Source organism: Bacillus sp. ME78 (genome assembly GCF_903970865.1).
GTDB classification, from domain to species: Bacteria; Bacillota; Bacilli; order Bacillales; family Bacillaceae_G; genus Bacillus_A; species Bacillus_A cereus.
Map to the genome: position 1 here is coordinate 645,384 of NZ_CAJCKK010000001.1, position 17,501 is coordinate 662,884.

Sequence of the window (17,501 nt, forward strand, 5' to 3'; positions counted from 1 at the left end):
AAAGAAATGAAGTACGTGATGCTTTTACTTCAAGTAGGCGTGCTATATATATTTAGCTTAGTGGGTACGTGGATTCAGGAAATATTCCATCTATCAATACCGGGAAGTTTAATAGGGATGTTAATGCTGTTCCTGCTCCTTTCCACTCGCATTTTACCGTTAAAATGGTTTGAGTTAGGTGCGGAAAAGTTAATCGTATTTTTACCGTTATTTTTAATCCCTTCGACAACAGGGCTGATGGAATACGGGTCTTTTCTTTTAAGTAAGGGGAGTATTATATTCCTTTTAGTAGTTGCAAGTACTGTAGTAACTTTGATTGTTTCAGGGTATATAAGTCAATTATTAATAACAACAAAAAAATAAAATCGACAAGGTGCACGATTCAAATGGTCTTAATTATTATTACTGTAGCAATTTATTTCTTGGCGACAAAGCTATATAAAAAATTTACGTTTGCATTTACGTTACCGGTGTTAACAGTTACGGCAATTATGATTTGTTTATTTTTCATTTTTGGTATTTCTCATCATGAGTATAGGGAACATGGAGGAGACATTCTTTCAAGCTTATTGAGCCCTGCAATTGTAGCATTAGCCATACCTCTATTTAAAGAGCGAAAGATACTTATGAAAAATTTTTTATCGATACTTATTGGAGTAGTGATAGGTATAGTGGCTGTAACGAGTATGAATGTAGTGATTGGCGGAATTTTAAATATAGATAAGGAACTTATATTAACTACTTTACCACAGTTAGCAACGATGCCTATTGCCCTATCATTAGCGGATCAAATTGGTGGTATTCCATCTATGACTTCTAGTTTTGTAGTTGTTGCAGGAATAACAGGCGCTATTATCGGACCAACAGTACTTAAGTTTTTCAGTATAACAAGTACGATTGGAAAAGGAGTTGGAATGGGCTGTGCATCACATATTATCGGTGTGAGCCGTCTCGTGAAGGAAGGCGAGAAAGAGGCGACAATCGGTTCGGTAACGATGATTGTAACTGGAATACTCATTAGTATACTAATACCGTATGGAATGAAATTTATTTTTTAAATGTAATGGAGATGATAACAATGACAACATGGTTTATAGTTACATTATTTGTTTTTGGAGCTATTAAAGTATTAGTTTCTAGCATGCCCACTTCTGTTGTAGAATCAATTATTAGTAAATTTGAATTGCATCAAAAGCTTGAGGCGGAAAATACTTCTATATCGATAGATGGAAAAAATATAGAGGGAGAAATGAAACTACAAGTTATTCATGAATTTAATGAGGCTTTGTTTTTAGATAAACATTATTTCCCGCCGCACGGAGAAGGGAAACCAATAGTCATTGATACGAAGAAAGGGAATAAAGAGATTAGGTTTTCTCTATATAGCTATGAGGAACATGTTGATGTCATTAAGCAATATAAGAAGAAAGTCGTTGCCTATCGTTTACGCTCTAAAAGCCTTCAAACACTGGCACCATTCGCAATAATGGAAGAGTATGCTTAAGAAGGGACCTATAATGGTCTCTTTATTTTTTTATCCAATTATATACGTTCCAAATAAAAGAATAAAAAATCATATAACCAAATAAAGAATATGTATGGTTCCAATTCGCACTATGTACAAATAAACCTAAACTTTCAGCAATCTGTTCAAAAAGGCTAGCGCAAATACCGATCGAAATAATAAATAGAATTCTAGAAACTTTAGATAATTTTTTTGAAATGTGTATAAAGATAACTGTTAAAATCGGCAGTACGAACAATGTAAAAGCTATATTAACTAAAAATGTGGATGAGAAGGGTCTAGCTGGAAAGGAATATATTTGTTTATGGACAAAAAAAGCATCTAAACAAGTTCCAATAATAGAAGAGAGAAAGATTGTAACTACTAATGCTAGAAACTCATTCTTCTTCTCGGAGGAGGACATTTTTCTTTGCGAGAATTGCGAGTTCAATTTTTTCGAGTGTTTTGCAGTAGTCTTCTGTAATTTGTCCATTTATATTTTCCTCCTTATCAACTAAGTAATTTACAACTTGCCAATCGGTAAACCAATCTTCACTGTCAACTTCTTCATGCTTCATATCTCGCCATGCATAGATGAGTGAAGGACTGTATATACGATAAGCGCCACTTCGCAACTGGCATTTCTTTATTCGGCGCTTATAAAACTCACGGGAAAAAGATTCATTTACACTTGAAAATAAATGGGGCCAGTAATCTTTCCTTGAGCCTGTATGCGGATGATGTTGGGCCCAGCTTATTATTTGAGATAAAACATGTGTATCTCGAAATAATAATGAATACAATCTTTTTCCAATTAATATTCGTTCATGTAAGGAAGTGAAATGTTTCATTGTATCACCAAATAGTAATACTTTTTGTTTTTTATCATTTTCGTAGAATGGGAAAAGGATATGATTAAACTGAAAGAAATCAAAGAGTTTAAATCCAATACTATTTAGTACAGTCTTTTTAAATTGTACATTTTGAATCACTCTTTTTTCTAAGTAGTTTTGTTCATTAACAATAGTTGCAATCGCTAATGTTTTTTTGTTGCCTGTTTTCCAAAAATCGTTCCACATCGTTTCCATAAATGTAGAAACATTTAGGTGAGGAAGAAGGTGAAATAACTTTTGTGATCTCTTTACACTTTGTTCGTAAAGTAAAAATTGAGGGTATACATCTTGGAAAATAAGCCAATTCCCTCTTTCTAAAAAAGAAAAAAATATGAATTGATCTTTCTCTGATAAAATTCTCGTATATAAATCGCCCTTTAAATCAGTCATATTCCAACCGCCGTTACGTGATACCATATGCCCAAGCAGTGCCCAATGTATTTCTGGATATTGAATGTAAAATTGGTAGTATGCGCGTGTTCTTGTAACATTATTTTTATTTAGCTGTTCTGTTTGTATTTTTATTTTGTTGATGATGAGTTGCTCTTCTTTCGTTAATTTATACATGGTATCAGAAGGAATAAGTTTGCTTTTTTGTTTCAATTCATTTTTTACATCGAATAGGGAGAGAGGCAGTGCTTTGGAAGGTCCGTTATATGTATGATATGAATTGTTTCGGTCCATTCCGTTACCTCCCTTTTTCATAAATTTAAACATGATTATTGGCTATGAATCATTCTATTTATTTTATTACGAGTATAAGAAATAAATGAGCGGTGTTTTTTACAAGGAATTTATTTATCATGCAAACAGTATAAAAAATCTTACTGTTGTGAGGTGAAATGAAAAACAGAAACTAAGTTTAATAGTTTCTGTTTTTTTATTTTGTCAATTAAATGTAACAAACGACGATTATGATTTGAATCAATTGAAAATAATTCAATAAATATTATTTAAATTGAGATGTTTCGTAGGAGGAAAAGGAATGTTAAATAAAATAATTTTAATTACTGGTGGTACAGGTTCGTGGGGGCATGAACTTATAAAACAACTATTAGAAAAATCACCGAAAGAAATTAGAGTTTTTTCAAGAAATGAAACGGTCCAGTTTGAAATGCAGCAACAGTTTATAAATGATGATAGGCTAAAATTTATTATTGGAGATATTCGTGATAAAGATCAACTAGTCTATGCATGCCAAGGTGTACATTATGTATTCCATCTTGCAGCTTTAAAACACGTTCCAGTATGTGAGTATTATCCTTATGAAGCTATAAAAACTAACATACATGGTACGCAAAATGTAATTGAAGCCTCTACAAAGACGCAAGTTGAAAAAGTTATATATGTTTCAACGGATAAAGCAGCTGATCCATCAAATACGTATGGGATGACAAAAGCAATTGGTGAAAAATTAATGGTTCATGCGAATATACAAACGAAGAAAACAAAATTCATTTGTGTTCGTGGTGGAAATGTTTTAGGAACGAGTGGAAGTGTAGTACCGCTTTTTAAACAACAAATTAAAAGATCTTCACAAGTAGGGATTACCGATGCGAATATGACTAGATTTTTCTTAACAGTTGAAGATGCTGTTGGATTGTTATTTAAAGCAGTATATCAAGGTAGAGGCGGGGAAATCTTTGTTATGAAAATGCCGGCATGTAAAATAACAGATTTAGCAGAAATATTAATTGAAGATTCAAAAAAAGAAAACATTAAGGTGAAAGAGGTAGGGATAAGACCGGGTGAAAAATTAAGTGAAATGCTTCTATCTGAGGTAGAGAGTAAAACAAGTATAAGCTTTGATCAAAATTATTTTGTGGTACTACCGACGATTCCTATCGAAGGACTTCAAGAATATTATTCTAGCTATCCGCTAGTGGATGTGAAGAGTTTTAGTTCTCAACAAGACTTGCTTGCAAAACATGAGGTGAAACAAATGCTATTAAAAGGAGGGTTTTTGCGATGAAAAAAAATGCGAGCCTTTTAATAACTGGTGCAAATGGTTTCACAGGACGCCATGCTTGCCAATATTTTTTAGAGCAGGGCTTTCATGTAATTCCTATGTTTCAAAATCGTGCACATAGAGAAAAAATTAGAAATGGTATTACTTGTAATTTAACTAATAAGAGCGAAGTAATGAAGGTAATGAAACAAATAAAGCCAGACTACGTATTGCATTTAGCAGGAAGGAATTCGGTTATAGAATCTTGGACAGCTGCTCTTGAGTATATAGAGATTAATGTAATAGGAACGTTATATTTATTAGAAGCAATTAAGCAAGAAGCCTCGCATTGTAGAACATTAGTTATAGGATCTGCTTTGCAAGCAGATAGTATGAACGAAATAAAAATTTCAAATCCATATAGTTTAAGTAAAACGATGCAAGTCATTATTGCAGAGGCTTGGGGAGGATTAATGGATTCAAATATTATCATTGCAAAGCCCTCAAACTTAATTGGTCCAGGGGAATCGAATGGCATTTGTTCGATTCTCGCAAAGAAAATGATAGATATAGAATCAGGTAGAAGTAAAGCCATTATTGAAGTAAACAGTTTGAAAGATAGTAGAGATTTTCTAGATGTACGTGATGCGATTAAAGCGTATCATGTGTTATTACGAGATGGAATAAATGGAAAACAATATAATATCGGATCAGGAGTAAAACGATCTTTATTAAATGTACTAGAACAATATAAAGAATTAACACAGCTAAATTTTTTTATAGAGGAAACAGAGAAAAATGGGAGCGACTCAAATGAGAGTTTAGCAATAGAGGAGATAAAAAAGTTAGGTTGGATCCCAGAAATTGAATTTCATCAATCATTAAAAGATGTACTTGAGTATGCGAAGTGTAGTGACATCTGCATGCAATGAAAAACAAAAAAGGGTGTAAGAAATATATGAATGATTATGAAATAATAGATAATCAAAATACGCTATTTCTTTCAATTGTTGATACGTTGGATTGGAGAGATGAAGAAGCGCATGTATTGCGTCTTTATGAGGCAATACATAAATATCAAGCGTATGTAGAAGAAAAAAGGGTTAATCAAATAAAGTCAGCATTAGAGACGGAAACTAGATATGTGATTCAAATCTTTGCTCAATACGAGTGTAGTGAGTATGGAAATGATTTTTATGAACTCATTAAAGATCTTTTACAAGATATAGAGGTGGAGTTAAAGATTTATATAAAAAATAATAAGTTTATTTACATTTAAAAGGTAAAGAGATAGCTAGATTTTTAATAATAAAGGTGGGTATAAGTTATGAGCAAAACGATTCTTTTTACTGGGGGCGGTACAGCCGGACACGTTATGATTAATATTGTATTAATTCCTAAATTTATAGAGAAAGGCTGGAGAGTCGAGTATATTGGATCAAAAAATGGAATTGAAAAATCATTAGTGCAAAATGTTAAATACAATAGTGTTTCAACGGGCAAGCTTAGGAGATATTGGGATTGGGAAAATTTTAAAGATCCTTTTAAAATTATACGAGGTTGTTTACAAAGTTATAAATTAATTAAGAAAACAAAGCCTGACGTTATCTTTTCAGCAGGAGGATTTGTTTCAGTTCCTGTAGCTATAGGAGCATGGTTAAATCGTGTGCCTATAATTATACGTGAACCAGATAGCACATTAGGACTTGCCAATAAAATAGCATTACCTTTTGCTACAAAGCTATGCACAACATTTCCTCAGACAGGAGAAAATGTAAGTAATGAGAAGAAGGTTTATGTAGGACCAATTGTAAGGGAAGAAATTGAGAAGGGTAACGTATTACGAGGAAGAAGATATTGTGAATTTCAGCAAGATAAACCAGTATTATTAATTATGGGTGGGAGTCAAGGTGCTAAGTGGATAAATGATATGGTAAGGGAATGTTTAGATACAATACTATTAAATTTTAATATTATTCATATATGTGGTAAAGGAAAGGTAGACCCATCTATTGGCATGGAGGGGTATATGCAATTTGAATATATAGGCGACGAGTTGCCGCATATACTAAATATGGCAAGTGTTGTAGTTTCTAGAGCGGGTTCTACTGCTATTTCTGAATTGTTATTTTTGAAGAAACCGATGTTGCTTATCCCGTTAACTAACAGTTCCAGTAGGGGAGATCAAGTTTTAAATGCTGAATATTTTTCACGGCAAGGATATGCGGAAGTTATACTCCAAGACAGAGTAAGTACGAATACATTTATACATGCAGTAAATAAGTTGTATATAAATAAGGAGAAATATATTCAAAACATGAATGGGTATAAGAAAACAAATGATGAGGGGATTCATCAATTAATAGATATAATAAATGGAGTGGTGAATTAATAGAAATATAAATAGTAAAAAGGAAAGAAGGTATCTTCTTTCCTTTTTACTATATTTGTTCAAATTCATTATTATTTATTCTAATTAGTTATGTCCTATGGGTGAATGCCGTTTTCTAATAGCTCAGTAAATGCATGAATATGAATAGGTTTACTGTAATAATAACCTTGAATAAACTGACATTTATTTTTTTGAAGGAAATTTACGTGCTCTTTCGTTTCTACACCTTCAGCAATGACAGACATTCCTAATGTATTTGCTAATGTGATGATCGTTTTAATAATTTCCATTCCATCATCACATGTTTCAGACATTGTAATAAATTCTCTCGGGATTTTTAACGTATCAATTGGATACAAAGGTAAGTAGGCTAGCGAAGAATAACCTGTACCAAAATCGTCGATAGAAATGTGAATCCCTAAACTTTTTAGTGTACGCAGTTTTATCAATGTTTCTCGCTCATCCATCATTGCAATTCGCTCTGTTAATTCAAGATCAAGAGAGCTTGCTGGTAAACCTGTATTTGTTAAAGTAGAAGAAATAGATTTTACAAAATCCTCTTGTTCAAATTCTTTAGCAGATAAATTTACACCTATTTTTAAATGTGAATATCCGAGTGCGTGCCAACGTTTCATTTGCTTACAAGCCTGCTCTAATGTCCATTTTCCTATTGAAATAATTTGTAGTGTTTCTTCTGCAATCGGAATAAACTCGTATGGAGAAATAATACCTAATTCAGGATGATTCCACCTAATTAAAGCTTCTGCACCGATAATTTTATTAGATTCACTATCAACTTGAGGTTGATACAAAAGGAACAATTCTTCATTTTGTAGTGCGTTTGGTAAATCTTTTTCTAATCGTAATCGTCTTTCAATTTTTTTAGCGATTACATCGTCATAAATAGAGACAGAATTAAGCTCTTTTGCTTTTGCATCATACATTGCAACATTAGCGTTTTTAAGAAGTGTAGCGGTATCGATTCCGGAATGTGGATAAATAGCGATGCCGATACTCAGTGATAAAGTTAATTTATGCTCATGTACGATAAATGACTTTTTCATGCATTCAAATAATTGGTTACATAATTGGAATAAGTAATCTTCGTCAGTATAGTTTTCAATTATGATTGTAAATTCATCGCCACCGATTCTTGAAAGATGAGTATGTGATGGAAGACATGATTGGAATCGCTTTGCTACTTCTTCTAATATGTAATCTCCTGATGAATGTCCAAGTGTATCGTTAATTGCTTTAAAGCGATCTAAATCTAAATATAATAATGCAAATTCGCTTTCTGTTATTTTAGCATTTTTTATAACTCTCTTTAATTTCTTATGGAAAAAGGCACGGTTCCCAATTTTCGTTACAGTGTCATGGAATGCTAAATATTTTATTTCTTCTTGCTGTTTTTTTAGTGCAGTAATATCTTTCACCATAATATAGCTTCCTGAAATTTGTCCGTCTATTATAATAGGAATGATTGTAACGTATAAAAAATAAGTAAAGCCATCTTTATATTGAGAACTAAGTTGTAAGAATGCCGATTCTTGTTGTTTCACTTTTTCTAATGCCAATGCTAGCTTATGCTTATCTTCATCTAAAATGATCGAAAAACAAGTTTCGCCTAGTAACTCATCCGTTGGTGCCCCAAGTAGTACACTCCCAGCCTTATTTACATTTAAGAATGTTCCATTTAAATCAATGGTGAAAATAGGGTCAGGATGATATTCATATAATGATTTAAACTTTTGTTGTTTTTGAGAAAGAGCCTCTGATTTATGAACTAAATCAGACGTCCGTACAGTAACTTTTTCTTCTAGTTGGGCATTAAATGCCTGTAAACGTTTTGTTAAGGAATTGTTTTGCATACGTACGATAGAATGACGAATGAGTACGAAAATAAAAGTAATACAATTCCCTGTAATGAGAGTTGAAGATGATGTTTGTTCTTTTAATGTAAACCCGATTAGTATTGCAACAGCAAGATAGGGAAATACAACTAAAGCTTTTTTTCCTATTATAGGGTTTACAATGAAATAATTTTTATGGCTATTATGATCTTCTGAAATAGAGCCAGCTATTGCAATAAGTAATATAGGTATTCTATATAAAAGACGTAATAATATTATCGTTTCAGTTGATAAGTGGTTATTTAAGTAAAAATAAATATAGTTAAAAGTTGCAGAACTTATTAATACAAAAATAAATATATAAATTTTCCGTTTGGAATTAAAAATTGTTGGACGGAAAAAGAGACTAACACCTAGCAGTAGAAATAATAAATCTGCAATTGGATATAAAAATGAAAGGAAAACATCTCCTAGTGAAAGAGCGAATATATTTAAATTTGGTTGATTAAATAAATACCATTCTAATGTAAATATGGAAGTAAGCACTATGCATATATCGCAAATAAAGAACGCTTTTTCCCATTTATTGCATTCCTTTAAGATTTTATAGCAGAAAGCGATAAGACAGAAAAATAGAAAAAACATGTAAAATACATCAGAAATAGTAAAACGATCTATTGGAATTTCGAAGAAGCTATCTTGATATGTATATACTATTTTCCCTAATAAAAAACTACCAATTGCTATTGTAATACATATCCAAAATGGATTTGAACTGACTTTTTTAGAATATATAGAGTAAATCAGTGATACAAATGTAATAGCTTCGATGATAAGTGAAGCGAAGCGTACATCTGAATTTGAAAAATGAGTAGGGAACAGATAGAAAAACATAAAATAGATTGAATAGCATATTAATGTTCCGATTAATATACATAATTGTAAATTTTTATTTAATTTCAATGAAATCACCTTCTTTAATTATGCACTATGTTCGTTATATCTATACATAATAATATTATTTAAGAATTGTATCAGATTTCCTTATAAAAATCATGTTTATAAGGAAAGTGTTAAAGAGTGTAAGTATTCTTAAGGTTGAAAAAATATTGCGGTTGATAGTATAGACTGTATCAAGACTTTAAATAGAAATTGTATATTTAGTCATCCTTTGAATTGTAAAGTTTTTTTAGTGATTTGTAAGTGGAGATGCAAAATTGCATATAAAATGATGAGTATCTTTTTTGGTGAGCTTTTTATTTTTAATCTGAAAATTAATATTCGTGAAAATGTTGAGAAAAGATATAAAATAAGAACGTGTATTCTTACAGAGTGGAATAGTATTGCCACTAAATAGGGAGGCTTTTTTATGATATATCGAATTAAAGATGCAGAAATATACTATGAAATTGTGGGAGAGGGTAAACCGGTCATTATCATACATGGCTGCGCCCCTGACCATAGGTTAATGATGAAATGTATGGAATCAGTATTTCAGAAATATGAAGGTTATAAGCGAATATATATTGATTTACCTGGAATGGGAAAATCGAATGCTCCAAATTGGATAAATAGTTCAGATCGTATAGTAGAAGTGCTTATCACATTTATTGAGGAAATCATTTCTACTGAAAAATTTTTATTGGTAGGAGAATCATATGGAGGCTATTTAGCCAAAGGTATACTTACAAAGATGTTTGAGAGAGTTAGCGGATTATTATTAGTATGTCCTGTTGTTGTAGCGGAGCCAGAAAAAAGGATTCTTCCATATAAACAGGTAATTGTACAAGATCAGGAATTTTTAAATACGCTCACTTCCGCAGAAAGAGAGGGGTTTTGTGAGTTAGCTGTAATAGCAAATGAATATACATATAAGCGATTTAAAGAAGAAATTAAGCCTGGGTTAGATGTTGCTAATTATGAATTTATTGAAAGGTTGCAAAAGAATTACTCTCTTGCTATGGATTTTCAGCATGAAAAATATGAAAATCCCGTTCTTTTACTGACTGGAAGACAAGATATATCAGTAGGTTATCAAAATATTATAGAAATTATTGAAGAATATCCAAGGGCAACATTAGCAGTGTTAGATATGGCAGGGCATAATTTACAAATTGAGCAGCCTGAATTATTTGAGAGTTTAGTAGGAGAATGGATTAGACGAACAAATCAGCACAGTTTATAAAGTATTTTAGTATTACCCCTAAGTGTTGAAATGGGATAAATGAACGTGATTTATTAACTTATCTCGCTATTTGCCGGGCAGCCCGATTAGTGAGGGCTGATTAAAGTTTCACTTTATAAAAAATTTTAAGGAGAAATTATGAGCACATATATTTATATGGTTAGACATGGTGAATCACCAAAACTAGAAGGAAATGAAAGAATGCGTGGATTAACTGAGAGGGGACATATGGATGCCCGTGGAGTAACTGACATATTAAAAGCGGAGAGGATTGATACTTTTATTTCCAGTCCTTATAATCGGGCTATGCTAACGATAGAGGAGTCAGCTAATTTCCATGAAAAAGAAATAGTAGTATATGAAAATCTTAAAGAGTGTATGTTTTCAAGTGAGGATCAGGTTATATCAGACAAGGAGGTGTATCCACTTGTACAGAAGATGTTCTCTAATCCGGACTTTGCACGAACGGAAGGAGAGTCATATGCAGATTGCCAGAGAAGAGTAGTGAAAGTATTAAAAGAAATCTTAATGGATTTTCGAGGATGCAAAATTGTAATTGGTACACATGGGCTTGTTATGACATTAATGATGAACTATTTTGATAAACAATATGGTTTTGAATTTTTAATGAATACGTCAAAACCGGATATATATAAGATGGAGTTTAAAGAAGAACAATTAATGAATATAAAGAGATTATGGAAAGCGGAATAAAATTAGTTGCATGGATTTTGTTGTAAAAGTTACTTTTATAGCAAAGTCTTTTTTTGAATAGAAAGCATCTTTATCAACTATTTTTAGAATGTTAAATCAATAAGTAATTATTCAGTATTTGAATAAATTATTGGGAAATTGGTTTAGGGAAACAATTTTAAATGTGTCAAAACTCCAAACGTTGGATTTATATTCAATAGGAGAAAAAGATGTAGAATTTTGTCTTACAGTCCCCGTTTACTTTTCATTTCATTACATATAGGCTTTGTGGTGTAAGGGAGGACATTACCTTTACGCAAAATCTATAAGGAGGTCATTGTAATGAAACAGATTAAAAAGTTTGCGGGAGTTGCTTTAGCGGGGACGATTGGATTAAGTGGACTACTGTTTTTAGAACCAAGTGTAAGCGTTGCGGAAGCACAGCAAGTGAAAGTAGAAAATTTCAATACAATTGATGTAACGATGAATCTAAATGAATTGTATGTATTAAGTGGCAGAAGCATTGATATTCTTTCTGGAGATAAAGAAGCAATTCAGTTAAATAAATACACAATTAGTTTTAATAAACCTGGGAAGTATGTGATTAAAGTAAATGGCTGTATTTATGATGATGTATATACTTTTATTGTAAATGAGTAGTATATATTCTTAAATTGCGAGATAAAAGCAGAAACACCCTATTTGCGATGAGAGTCGTAAATAGGGTGGATTTATTTGTATTAAGCTGTACTTTAAATATGTTCGCTAATTTTCTTTTTGCCATGTAAAGTATGTAAAAGTGTTTGAAACATCTTAAATGATTGCTGAAAGATTGGACTTTGAATAAAGGTGTACAGAAAAGTTACGATGAAAACAGGACCTCCTAGCATAAATCCAATAACTAGTACAATACATTCTACTATGATACTAGCACGGCTAATAGAAAGTCCTGTTTTGTCTGAAATAGTAAGCATGAATCCATCACGGGGTCCAGCGCCAATCCCAGCCGCAACGTACATACCTCCCCCGATACCTGTAATGGCAATACCAGAAAATAAAATGAGTAAGTTTATCCATAAATAATTACTAGCGTCTGGAAGCATGTTTGATTGTAAGAAAAAGTCCATAATGGGACCGATAAGTAGTGCATTCAAAAATGTCCCCACATTTATATATTTTCGATCTACTAGTAAAGATATTAGAACGAGACATAACCCACATATGACACTCCACGTACCGATGGTCCATCCAAACTTTTGGTAGAGAGCCATATTTAAAACTTCCCAAGGGTGCAAGCCGAGAAATTTAACTTTGACTGCAAGAGCGTTTCCAAGGCCAAAGAAAATTAATCCTAAGAAAAAAAGAAAATAGCGAAAGAGAGTTAGCCTCATCTTTACAACCTCCCATATTTTATAATTATGTATGTTACCTGTTACAGTTTTAATGTACAAATATTATGTCTTTTTATCATTCGTTTAAAAGTGTTAACTATGTAAATGAAATATACATCTTCACAGTCAAAAAAGTTAAAATATTTCGTTTTAAGGATTATAATGGAGGGAGAAACATAAAAGGGAGTGAATGAACTTGAAACAAGAACTTATTGAAAGATTTACGAGATATGTAAAAATTGATACGCAATCAAATGAAGAAAGTCATACAGTACCAACAACACCAGGACAAATTGAGTTTGGTAAGTTATTAGTGGAAGAGCTAAAAGAAATTGGTTTAACAGAAGTAACGATGGATGATAATGGCTATGTAATGGCAACACTTCCAGCTAATACGGACAAGGATGTTCCTGTAATCGGATTTTTAGCCCATTTAGATACGGCAACAGACTTTACAGGGAAAAACGTCAAACCACAAATTCATGAAAATTTTGATGGTAATGCAATTACGTTAAATGAAGAGCTAAATGTTGTGTTAACACCAGAGCAGTTCCCGGAATTACCATCATATAAAGGACATACCATTATTACAACTGATGGTACAACACTTCTAGGAGCAGATGATAAAGCTGGTCTTACAGAAATTATGGTTGCAATGAACCATTTAATACATAATCCGCAAATTAAGCACGGGAAAATAAGAGTAGCATTTACACCGGATGAAGAAATTGGTCGTGGGCCAGCGCATTTTGATGTAGAAGCGTTTGGTGCATCATTCGCTTATACGATGGATGGAGGTCCATTAGGTGGTTTAGAGTATGAAAGTTTTAATGCTGCAGGTGCTAAGTTAACGTTTAACGGAACGAATACACATCCTGGAACAGCGAAAAATAAAATGCGCAATGCTACTAAACTTGCTATGGAGTTTAATGGGTATTTACCAGTAGAAGAGGCGCCAGAATATACAGAAGGCTATGAAGGATTCTATCATTTACTTTCTTTAAATGGTGATGTTGAGCAAAGTAAAGCGTATTATATTATTCGAGACTTTGATCGTGAAAATTTTGAGGCACGTAAAAATAACGTTAAAAATATTGTGAAGACTATGCAAGAAAAATATAGCGAAGATGCAGTCGTTTTAGAAATGAATGATCAATACTATAACATGCTTGAAAAAATTGAACCGGTAAGAGAAATTGTTGATATTGCATATGAAGCAATGAAAAGTTTAGACATTGAACCAAATATTCATCCGATTCGCGGAGGCACAGATGGATCACAATTATCATATATGGGATTACCGACGCCGAATATTTTCACTGGTGGTGAAAACTATCACGGTAAATTTGAGTATGTTTCGGTAGATACTATGGAAAAAGCCGTTCAAGTCATTGTGGAAATTGCAAGACGTTTTGAGGAGCAAGCTTAAAAAAGAACCAAGTAGTACGAATGTGCTACTTGGTTCTTTTAATATAGTACTCGCCACAAATAAAAAGTCGCATAAGACTCCCAATTAGCCCAGTTTGCCGCGAAATCTTTTATTTCATTTTTTGTCGGTTTATTTTCGGAACCTGTTATAAATTTAATTGCATTATGCAGACCAACATCATCAATTGGAAAAGCCGAAGGAAATCTTAAACAACGCATTAAAACATAGTTGGCAGTCCATGGTCCTATACCATGGATAGCAGTTAATTGTTTCTCAGCAACCTTTACATCTTGTGTTTGCAGTAAATCCTCTTTTGATAATTTTCTCTCTGTAATAAGCTTCGCAATACCGATTAAATATTCACATTTTCTAGTCGTCATTTTTAATTGTTGAAGATTTTCTACATGTAGATTTGCAATTGTTTCAGGTGATGGAAATATCCAATGTTTTCTACCGTCCCATTCTACATAACTTCCAAATTGTTCAACTAATCTCCTTTTTAGCGTATAAGCATATGTTAGGTTAATTTGTTGACCGATAATTCCCCAGGAAAGTGCCTCAAATAAGTCTGGAATGCCTAAAGTACGAAGGCCATAATATTGTTCAATTGGTCCTTGAAGGAGTAAATCATGTTTAGCTAATGTATAAAATGGGGCTAAATCAGTAGTTAAATCAAACCATTCTTTTACATAGTTAACTACAGCTTCACGTATCGATTTTTCAGATGTATATGGTTCTTCTAAACAACGTATTTGAATATTTCCATCTGTATTCACACTAATTTCAACTAAAGGATTTACATCTTGAACAGGGATAACTTTATAAATTTTGTTATCTTCAATATGGAACATACATTCATTGTTAGAACGTGATAGATAACGTAAATTTTCTTGGAAACAAAATTCTTTTGGAACTGCTATAGATAATGCGCTATTATATTCTGTTGTCATATGAATTCCACCTGCAACTTTTCTAATGTAAGCAATTTTTTCTTCATTTCTAATCCGCCCCTAAATCCGGTTAGTTTCCCATTCTTCCCAATAACGCGGTGACAAGGAATGGTAATAAGAAGAGGGTTAGCAGCAATAGCAGAAGCAACGGCGCGCACAGCTTTAGGTTTTTGAATTCTTTCAGCAATTTCTGTATAAGAATATGTCTTTCCATAAGGAATTTCACGTACCGTATTCCAAACAGATAATTGAAAATTAGTTCCATAAGCATCGATAGGAAATGTGAAAGTTTCTCGCTTGTTTTCTAAATACTCGATAACTTCTTGCGTATATATTTGCAAGTAATCTGGACTATGGGTCAATATATGTTGGGGCAGTTTTTTTCTAGCCCATATATTTAATTCTTCAAAGTTTTCGTCTTGTGATCCAATGAAACATAGTCCATTTTCAGTTGCAGCAATATGAAATCGCCAATTTTTATGTGTAAGTAGCGTCCAATATATATAATTATTTTTGTAGGAATTCATTATCGTATCCCTCTTTCATTTCGTTCTTTTTTCGATATTCAGTAGGAGTAAATCCGGTTTTCTTTTTAAATAAAGTAGCGAAATACTCTGGGTTTTCTATCCCGACAGCAGTACTAATTTCTTTAATAGATTGATTTGTTTGTAAAAGGTATTCGGTTGCTTTAAGAACCCTGAATTGTTGTATATATTCTATAGGAGTTAACCCTATTATTCTTTTGAAAGTACGTTGTAAATGAAAAGGGCTACCGTGACACATTTCCGCAAGCATGTCGAGAGTTAAGGATTCGTCATAATGCTTTTCGATATAGTCTTTAATTTGTTCTACCCACTCTTCATTAGGTAAAGTGATCCCATTTGGCTTACAACGTTTGCACGGGCGAAAGTTCTCACTTAATGCTTGCTCTGCATGATGAAAAATTCGTACATTGTTTCTATTCGGTATTCTTGATTTGCATGATGGTCTGCAAAAGATTCCAGTTGATTTCACAGCATAAAAGAATTTGCTATCATAGGAAGAATCATTATGAATAATTGCTTGCCAATACTCATTTGTTAATGTAACTCCTTCATTGTGCATAGAACATCACCTCTGAAATTAGTATAACCTGAATAAAGTGCGTATGTATGTATTTATAAATGTAAGAGCAAGATTACAAAGGTGAAAATATGATTGTTTTCTATTTTGTGATAGCATGAAATTTGGAAATAAACATCAAGAGGAGGACTATAAATGAAGTTAATTTCATGGAATGTAAATGGTTTGCGAGCTGTTATCGCAAAAGGTGGATTTTTGGAATATCTTGAGGAATCAAGTGCTGACATATTTTGTCTACAAGAGATTAAATTACAAGAAGGGCAAATTGATTTAAATTTAGAGGGATATTATACATACTGGAATTATGCTGTGAAAAAAGGATATTCAGGAACTGCTATTTTTTCGAAAAAAGAACCGCTTTCAGTTACATATGGTTTAGGCATTGAAGAGCATGATCAAGAAGGGCGACTTATTACTTTAGAATTCGAAGATTTTTACATGATAACGTTATATACACCAAATTCAAAACGTGGATTAGAACGATTAGATTACAGAATGAAATGGGAAGATGATTTCAGGTCCTATATCAAACGATTAGATGAGAAGAAACCAGTTATTTTTTGTGGAGACTTAAATGTTGCTCATAAAGAAATCGATTTGAAAAATCCGAAAAGTAATCGTAAAAATCCTGGATTCTCTGATGAGGAACGAGAGAAATTTTCATGTATTTTAGAAGAAGGATTTATTGATACATATCGTTACCTTTATCCTAATCAAGAAGGTGCATACTCGTGGTGGTCGTATCGTATGGGCGCGAGAGCGAAAAATATCGGATGGCGTTTAGATTATTTTGTTGTTTCGGAAAGAATGAAAGACCAAATAACAGAAGCGAAAATTAATAGTGAAGTAATGGGGTCAGACCATTGTCCAGTTGAATTACATATAAATTTCTAAAAAAAGAAGTATCTCCCTAATATTAGGGAGATACTTCTTTTTTTAATTCAGTTTGTTAAAATTTTTCAAATCATTCTTGAAATAATTTCATATTAAATATATACTTAGTAACGATAATCATTATCAGTGAAAATTATTATCAAGTGATGAAGGTGTAAAAGAATTATAGTCTAGGGGAAGTGAACGGGAATGAGTTCTGGATAAAATTATTAATCTAATGAAATATATATATGGGACAAGGTTCATA

General features: G+C 32.4%; 19 protein-coding genes. 12 read left to right on the forward strand and 7 right to left on the reverse strand.

All coding sequences use genetic code 11. The features are described from left to right. The first annotated feature begins 6 nt into the window (after positions 1-6). From H6481_RS03410 to H6481_RS03420, 3 genes are read left to right on the forward strand one after another with little or no spacing between them, the layout of a single operon-like run. Positions 7-363 (forward strand): CidA/LrgA family holin-like protein, encoded by a 357-nt coding sequence (locus H6481_RS03410; RefSeq protein WP_000878380.1) that lies wholly within the window; start codon positions 7-9, stop codon positions 361-363. 23 nt (positions 364-386) lie between these two features. Beyond that, the gene (locus tag H6481_RS03415; RefSeq protein WP_182811020.1) at positions 387-1,058 is read left to right on the forward strand and encodes an LrgB family protein; all 672 of its coding nucleotides are present in this window, start codon (positions 387-389) and stop codon (positions 1,056-1,058) included. A 20-nt stretch (positions 1,059-1,078) separates the two neighbouring features. Further along, positions 1,079-1,504: a YfmQ family protein gene (locus tag H6481_RS03420; protein ID WP_182811022.1), complete on the forward strand. Its 426-nt coding sequence runs from the start codon at positions 1,079-1,081 to the stop codon at positions 1,502-1,504. Between the two features lie 22 nt (positions 1,505-1,526). On the opposite strand, the gene H6481_RS28750 is transcribed toward H6481_RS03420, so the two are convergent. Together H6481_RS28750 and H6481_RS03425 are read right to left on the reverse strand one after the other, a co-directional pair. After that, on the reverse strand, positions 1,527-1,928 hold the full coding sequence (locus H6481_RS28750) for a CBO0543 family protein (protein ID WP_015406501.1): 402 nt from the start codon (positions 1,926-1,928) through the stop codon (positions 1,527-1,529). Then, positions 1,903-3,081 (reverse strand): DUF2515 domain-containing protein, encoded by a 1,179-nt coding sequence (locus H6481_RS03425; RefSeq protein ID WP_000375774.1) that lies wholly within the window; start codon positions 3,079-3,081, stop codon positions 1,903-1,905. Before H6481_RS03425 ends, H6481_RS28750 begins: the two co-directional genes overlap by 26 nt. 301 nt (positions 3,082-3,382) lie before the next feature. Here H6481_RS03425 and H6481_RS03430 point away from each other — a divergent pair, with 301 nt between their 5' ends. The 4 genes from H6481_RS03430 to H6481_RS03445 are packed head-to-tail and all read left to right on the forward strand — an operon-like array spanning position 3,383 to position 6,737. Continuing rightward, positions 3,383-4,369, forward strand: coding sequence for a UDP-N-acetylglucosamine 4,6-dehydratase family protein (locus H6481_RS03430; protein ID WP_000932607.1), 987 nt, complete (start codon positions 3,383-3,385; stop codon positions 4,367-4,369). Continuing rightward, a complete protein-coding gene (locus tag H6481_RS03435) occupies positions 4,366-5,277 on the forward strand; it encodes an NAD-dependent epimerase/dehydratase family protein (RefSeq protein ID WP_182811024.1) in 912 nt (303 codons plus the stop codon). Before H6481_RS03430 ends, H6481_RS03435 begins: the two co-directional genes overlap by 4 nt. Beyond that, positions 5,274-5,624 carry a DUF6572 domain-containing protein gene (locus tag H6481_RS03440; protein ID WP_002094117.1) on the forward strand — a complete coding sequence of 117 codons (351 nt, stop codon included), beginning with the start codon at positions 5,274-5,276 and terminating at the stop codon, positions 5,622-5,624. The genes H6481_RS03435 and H6481_RS03440 overlap by 4 nt, the downstream gene beginning before the upstream one ends. A 48-nt stretch (positions 5,625-5,672) precedes the next feature. Then, positions 5,673-6,737 (forward strand): undecaprenyldiphospho-muramoylpentapeptide beta-N-acetylglucosaminyltransferase, encoded by a 1,065-nt coding sequence (locus tag H6481_RS03445; RefSeq protein WP_000047555.1) that lies wholly within the window; start codon positions 5,673-5,675, stop codon positions 6,735-6,737. Positions 6,738-6,832: 95 nt separating this feature from the next. Here H6481_RS03445 and H6481_RS03450 read toward each other — a convergent pair whose 3' ends face one another. Continuing rightward, positions 6,833-9,553 carry a bifunctional diguanylate cyclase/phosphodiesterase gene (locus tag H6481_RS03450; RefSeq protein ID WP_142307223.1) on the reverse strand — a complete coding sequence of 907 codons (2,721 nt, stop codon included), beginning with the start codon at positions 9,551-9,553 and terminating at the stop codon, positions 6,833-6,835. A gap of 406 nt (positions 9,554-9,959) precedes the next feature. On the opposite strand from H6481_RS03450, the gene H6481_RS03455 reads away from it, so the two are divergent. From H6481_RS03455 to H6481_RS03465, 3 genes are all read left to right on the forward strand, one after another. Then, complete coding sequence (locus H6481_RS03455) at positions 9,960-10,775, forward strand: alpha/beta hydrolase (RefSeq protein ID WP_153218221.1); 816 nt, start codon at positions 9,960-9,962, stop codon at positions 10,773-10,775. A 138-nt stretch (positions 10,776-10,913) separates the two neighbouring features. Next, positions 10,914-11,489: a histidine phosphatase family protein gene (locus tag H6481_RS03460; RefSeq protein WP_097920683.1), complete on the forward strand. Its 576-nt coding sequence runs from the start codon at positions 10,914-10,916 to the stop codon at positions 11,487-11,489. Between the two features lie 321 nt (positions 11,490-11,810). Continuing rightward, positions 11,811-12,128, forward strand: coding sequence for a hypothetical protein (locus H6481_RS03465; RefSeq protein WP_000809495.1), 318 nt, complete (start codon positions 11,811-11,813; stop codon positions 12,126-12,128). A 92-nt stretch (positions 12,129-12,220) separates the two neighbouring features. Here the strand turns inward: H6481_RS03465 and H6481_RS03470 are convergent, their stop codons facing one another. After that, positions 12,221-12,859, reverse strand: a complete 639-nt coding sequence (locus H6481_RS03470; protein WP_182811026.1) for a YitT family protein — start codon at positions 12,857-12,859, stop codon at positions 12,221-12,223. A 196-nt stretch (positions 12,860-13,055) separates the two neighbouring features. Here H6481_RS03470 and pepT point away from each other — a divergent pair, with 196 nt between their 5' ends. Continuing rightward, positions 13,056-14,288, forward strand: a complete 1,233-nt coding sequence (gene pepT / locus H6481_RS03475) for a peptidase T (protein ID WP_023522809.1) — start codon at positions 13,056-13,058, stop codon at positions 14,286-14,288. Between the two features lie 38 nt (positions 14,289-14,326). On the opposite strand, the gene H6481_RS03480 is transcribed toward pepT, so the two are convergent. The 3 genes from H6481_RS03480 to H6481_RS03490 are packed head-to-tail and all read right to left on the reverse strand — an operon-like array spanning position 14,327 to position 16,342. Continuing rightward, positions 14,327-15,238 (reverse strand): DNA glycosylase, encoded by a 912-nt coding sequence (locus H6481_RS03480; RefSeq protein WP_023522808.1) that lies wholly within the window; start codon positions 15,236-15,238, stop codon positions 14,327-14,329. Continuing rightward, positions 15,235-15,765 (reverse strand): methylated-DNA--[protein]-cysteine S-methyltransferase, encoded by a 531-nt coding sequence (locus tag H6481_RS03485; RefSeq protein ID WP_001089840.1) that lies wholly within the window; start codon positions 15,763-15,765, stop codon positions 15,235-15,237. Before H6481_RS03485 ends, H6481_RS03480 begins: the two co-directional genes overlap by 4 nt. Next, positions 15,746-16,342, reverse strand: coding sequence for a bifunctional transcriptional activator/DNA repair enzyme AdaA (locus tag H6481_RS03490; RefSeq protein ID WP_016123262.1), 597 nt, complete (start codon positions 16,340-16,342; stop codon positions 15,746-15,748). The genes H6481_RS03485 and H6481_RS03490 overlap by 20 nt, the downstream gene beginning before the upstream one ends. 153 nt (positions 16,343-16,495) lie before the next feature. On the opposite strand from H6481_RS03490, the gene H6481_RS03495 reads away from it, so the two are divergent. Further along, a complete protein-coding gene (locus tag H6481_RS03495; RefSeq protein WP_000767621.1) occupies positions 16,496-17,254 on the forward strand; it encodes an exodeoxyribonuclease III in 759 nt (252 codons plus the stop codon). Positions 17,255-17,501: the final 247 nt, after the last annotated feature.

Excerpts from the sequence above, each read along its gene's own strand:
- H6481_RS03465 (WP_000809495.1), top strand. The coding sequence starts at position 11,811 with ATGAAACAGATTAAAAAGTTTGCGGGAGTTGCTTTAGCGGGGACGATT.
- H6481_RS03415 (WP_182811020.1), top strand. The coding sequence starts at position 387 with ATGGTCTTAATTATTATTACTGTAGCAATTTATTTCTTGGCGACAAAG.
- H6481_RS03430 (WP_000932607.1), top strand. The coding sequence starts at position 3,383 with ATGTTAAATAAAATAATTTTAATTACTGGTGGTACAGGTTCGTGGGGG.
- H6481_RS28750 (WP_015406501.1), bottom strand. The coding sequence starts at position 1,928 with ATGTCCTCCTCCGAGAAGAAGAATGAGTTTCTAGCATTAGTAGTTACA.
- H6481_RS03490 (WP_016123262.1), bottom strand. The coding sequence starts at position 16,342 with ATGCACAATGAAGGAGTTACATTAACAAATGAGTATTGGCAAGCAATT.
- H6481_RS03455 (WP_153218221.1), top strand. The coding sequence starts at position 9,960 with ATGATATATCGAATTAAAGATGCAGAAATATACTATGAAATTGTGGGA.
- H6481_RS03435 (WP_182811024.1), top strand. The coding sequence starts at position 4,366 with ATGAAAAAAAATGCGAGCCTTTTAATAACTGGTGCAAATGGTTTCACA.
- H6481_RS03425 (WP_000375774.1), bottom strand. The coding sequence starts at position 3,081 with ATGGACCGAAACAATTCATATCATACATATAACGGACCTTCCAAAGCA.
- H6481_RS03445 (WP_000047555.1), top strand. The coding sequence starts at position 5,673 with ATGAGCAAAACGATTCTTTTTACTGGGGGCGGTACAGCCGGACACGTT.
- H6481_RS03460 (WP_097920683.1), top strand. The coding sequence starts at position 10,914 with ATGAGCACATATATTTATATGGTTAGACATGGTGAATCACCAAAACTA.
- H6481_RS03470 (WP_182811026.1), bottom strand. The coding sequence starts at position 12,859 with ATGAGGCTAACTCTCTTTCGCTATTTTCTTTTTTTCTTAGGATTAATT.
- H6481_RS03410 (WP_000878380.1), top strand. The coding sequence starts at position 7 with ATGAAGTACGTGATGCTTTTACTTCAAGTAGGCGTGCTATATATATTT.
- H6481_RS03495 (WP_000767621.1), top strand. The coding sequence starts at position 16,496 with ATGAAGTTAATTTCATGGAATGTAAATGGTTTGCGAGCTGTTATCGCA.
- H6481_RS03440 (WP_002094117.1), top strand. The coding sequence starts at position 5,274 with ATGAAAAACAAAAAAGGGTGTAAGAAATATATGAATGATTATGAAATA.
- H6481_RS03485 (WP_001089840.1), bottom strand. The coding sequence starts at position 15,765 with ATGAATTCCTACAAAAATAATTATATATATTGGACGCTACTTACACAT.
- H6481_RS03480 (WP_023522808.1), bottom strand. The coding sequence starts at position 15,238 with ATGACAACAGAATATAATAGCGCATTATCTATAGCAGTTCCAAAAGAA.
- H6481_RS03420 (WP_182811022.1), top strand. The coding sequence starts at position 1,079 with ATGACAACATGGTTTATAGTTACATTATTTGTTTTTGGAGCTATTAAA.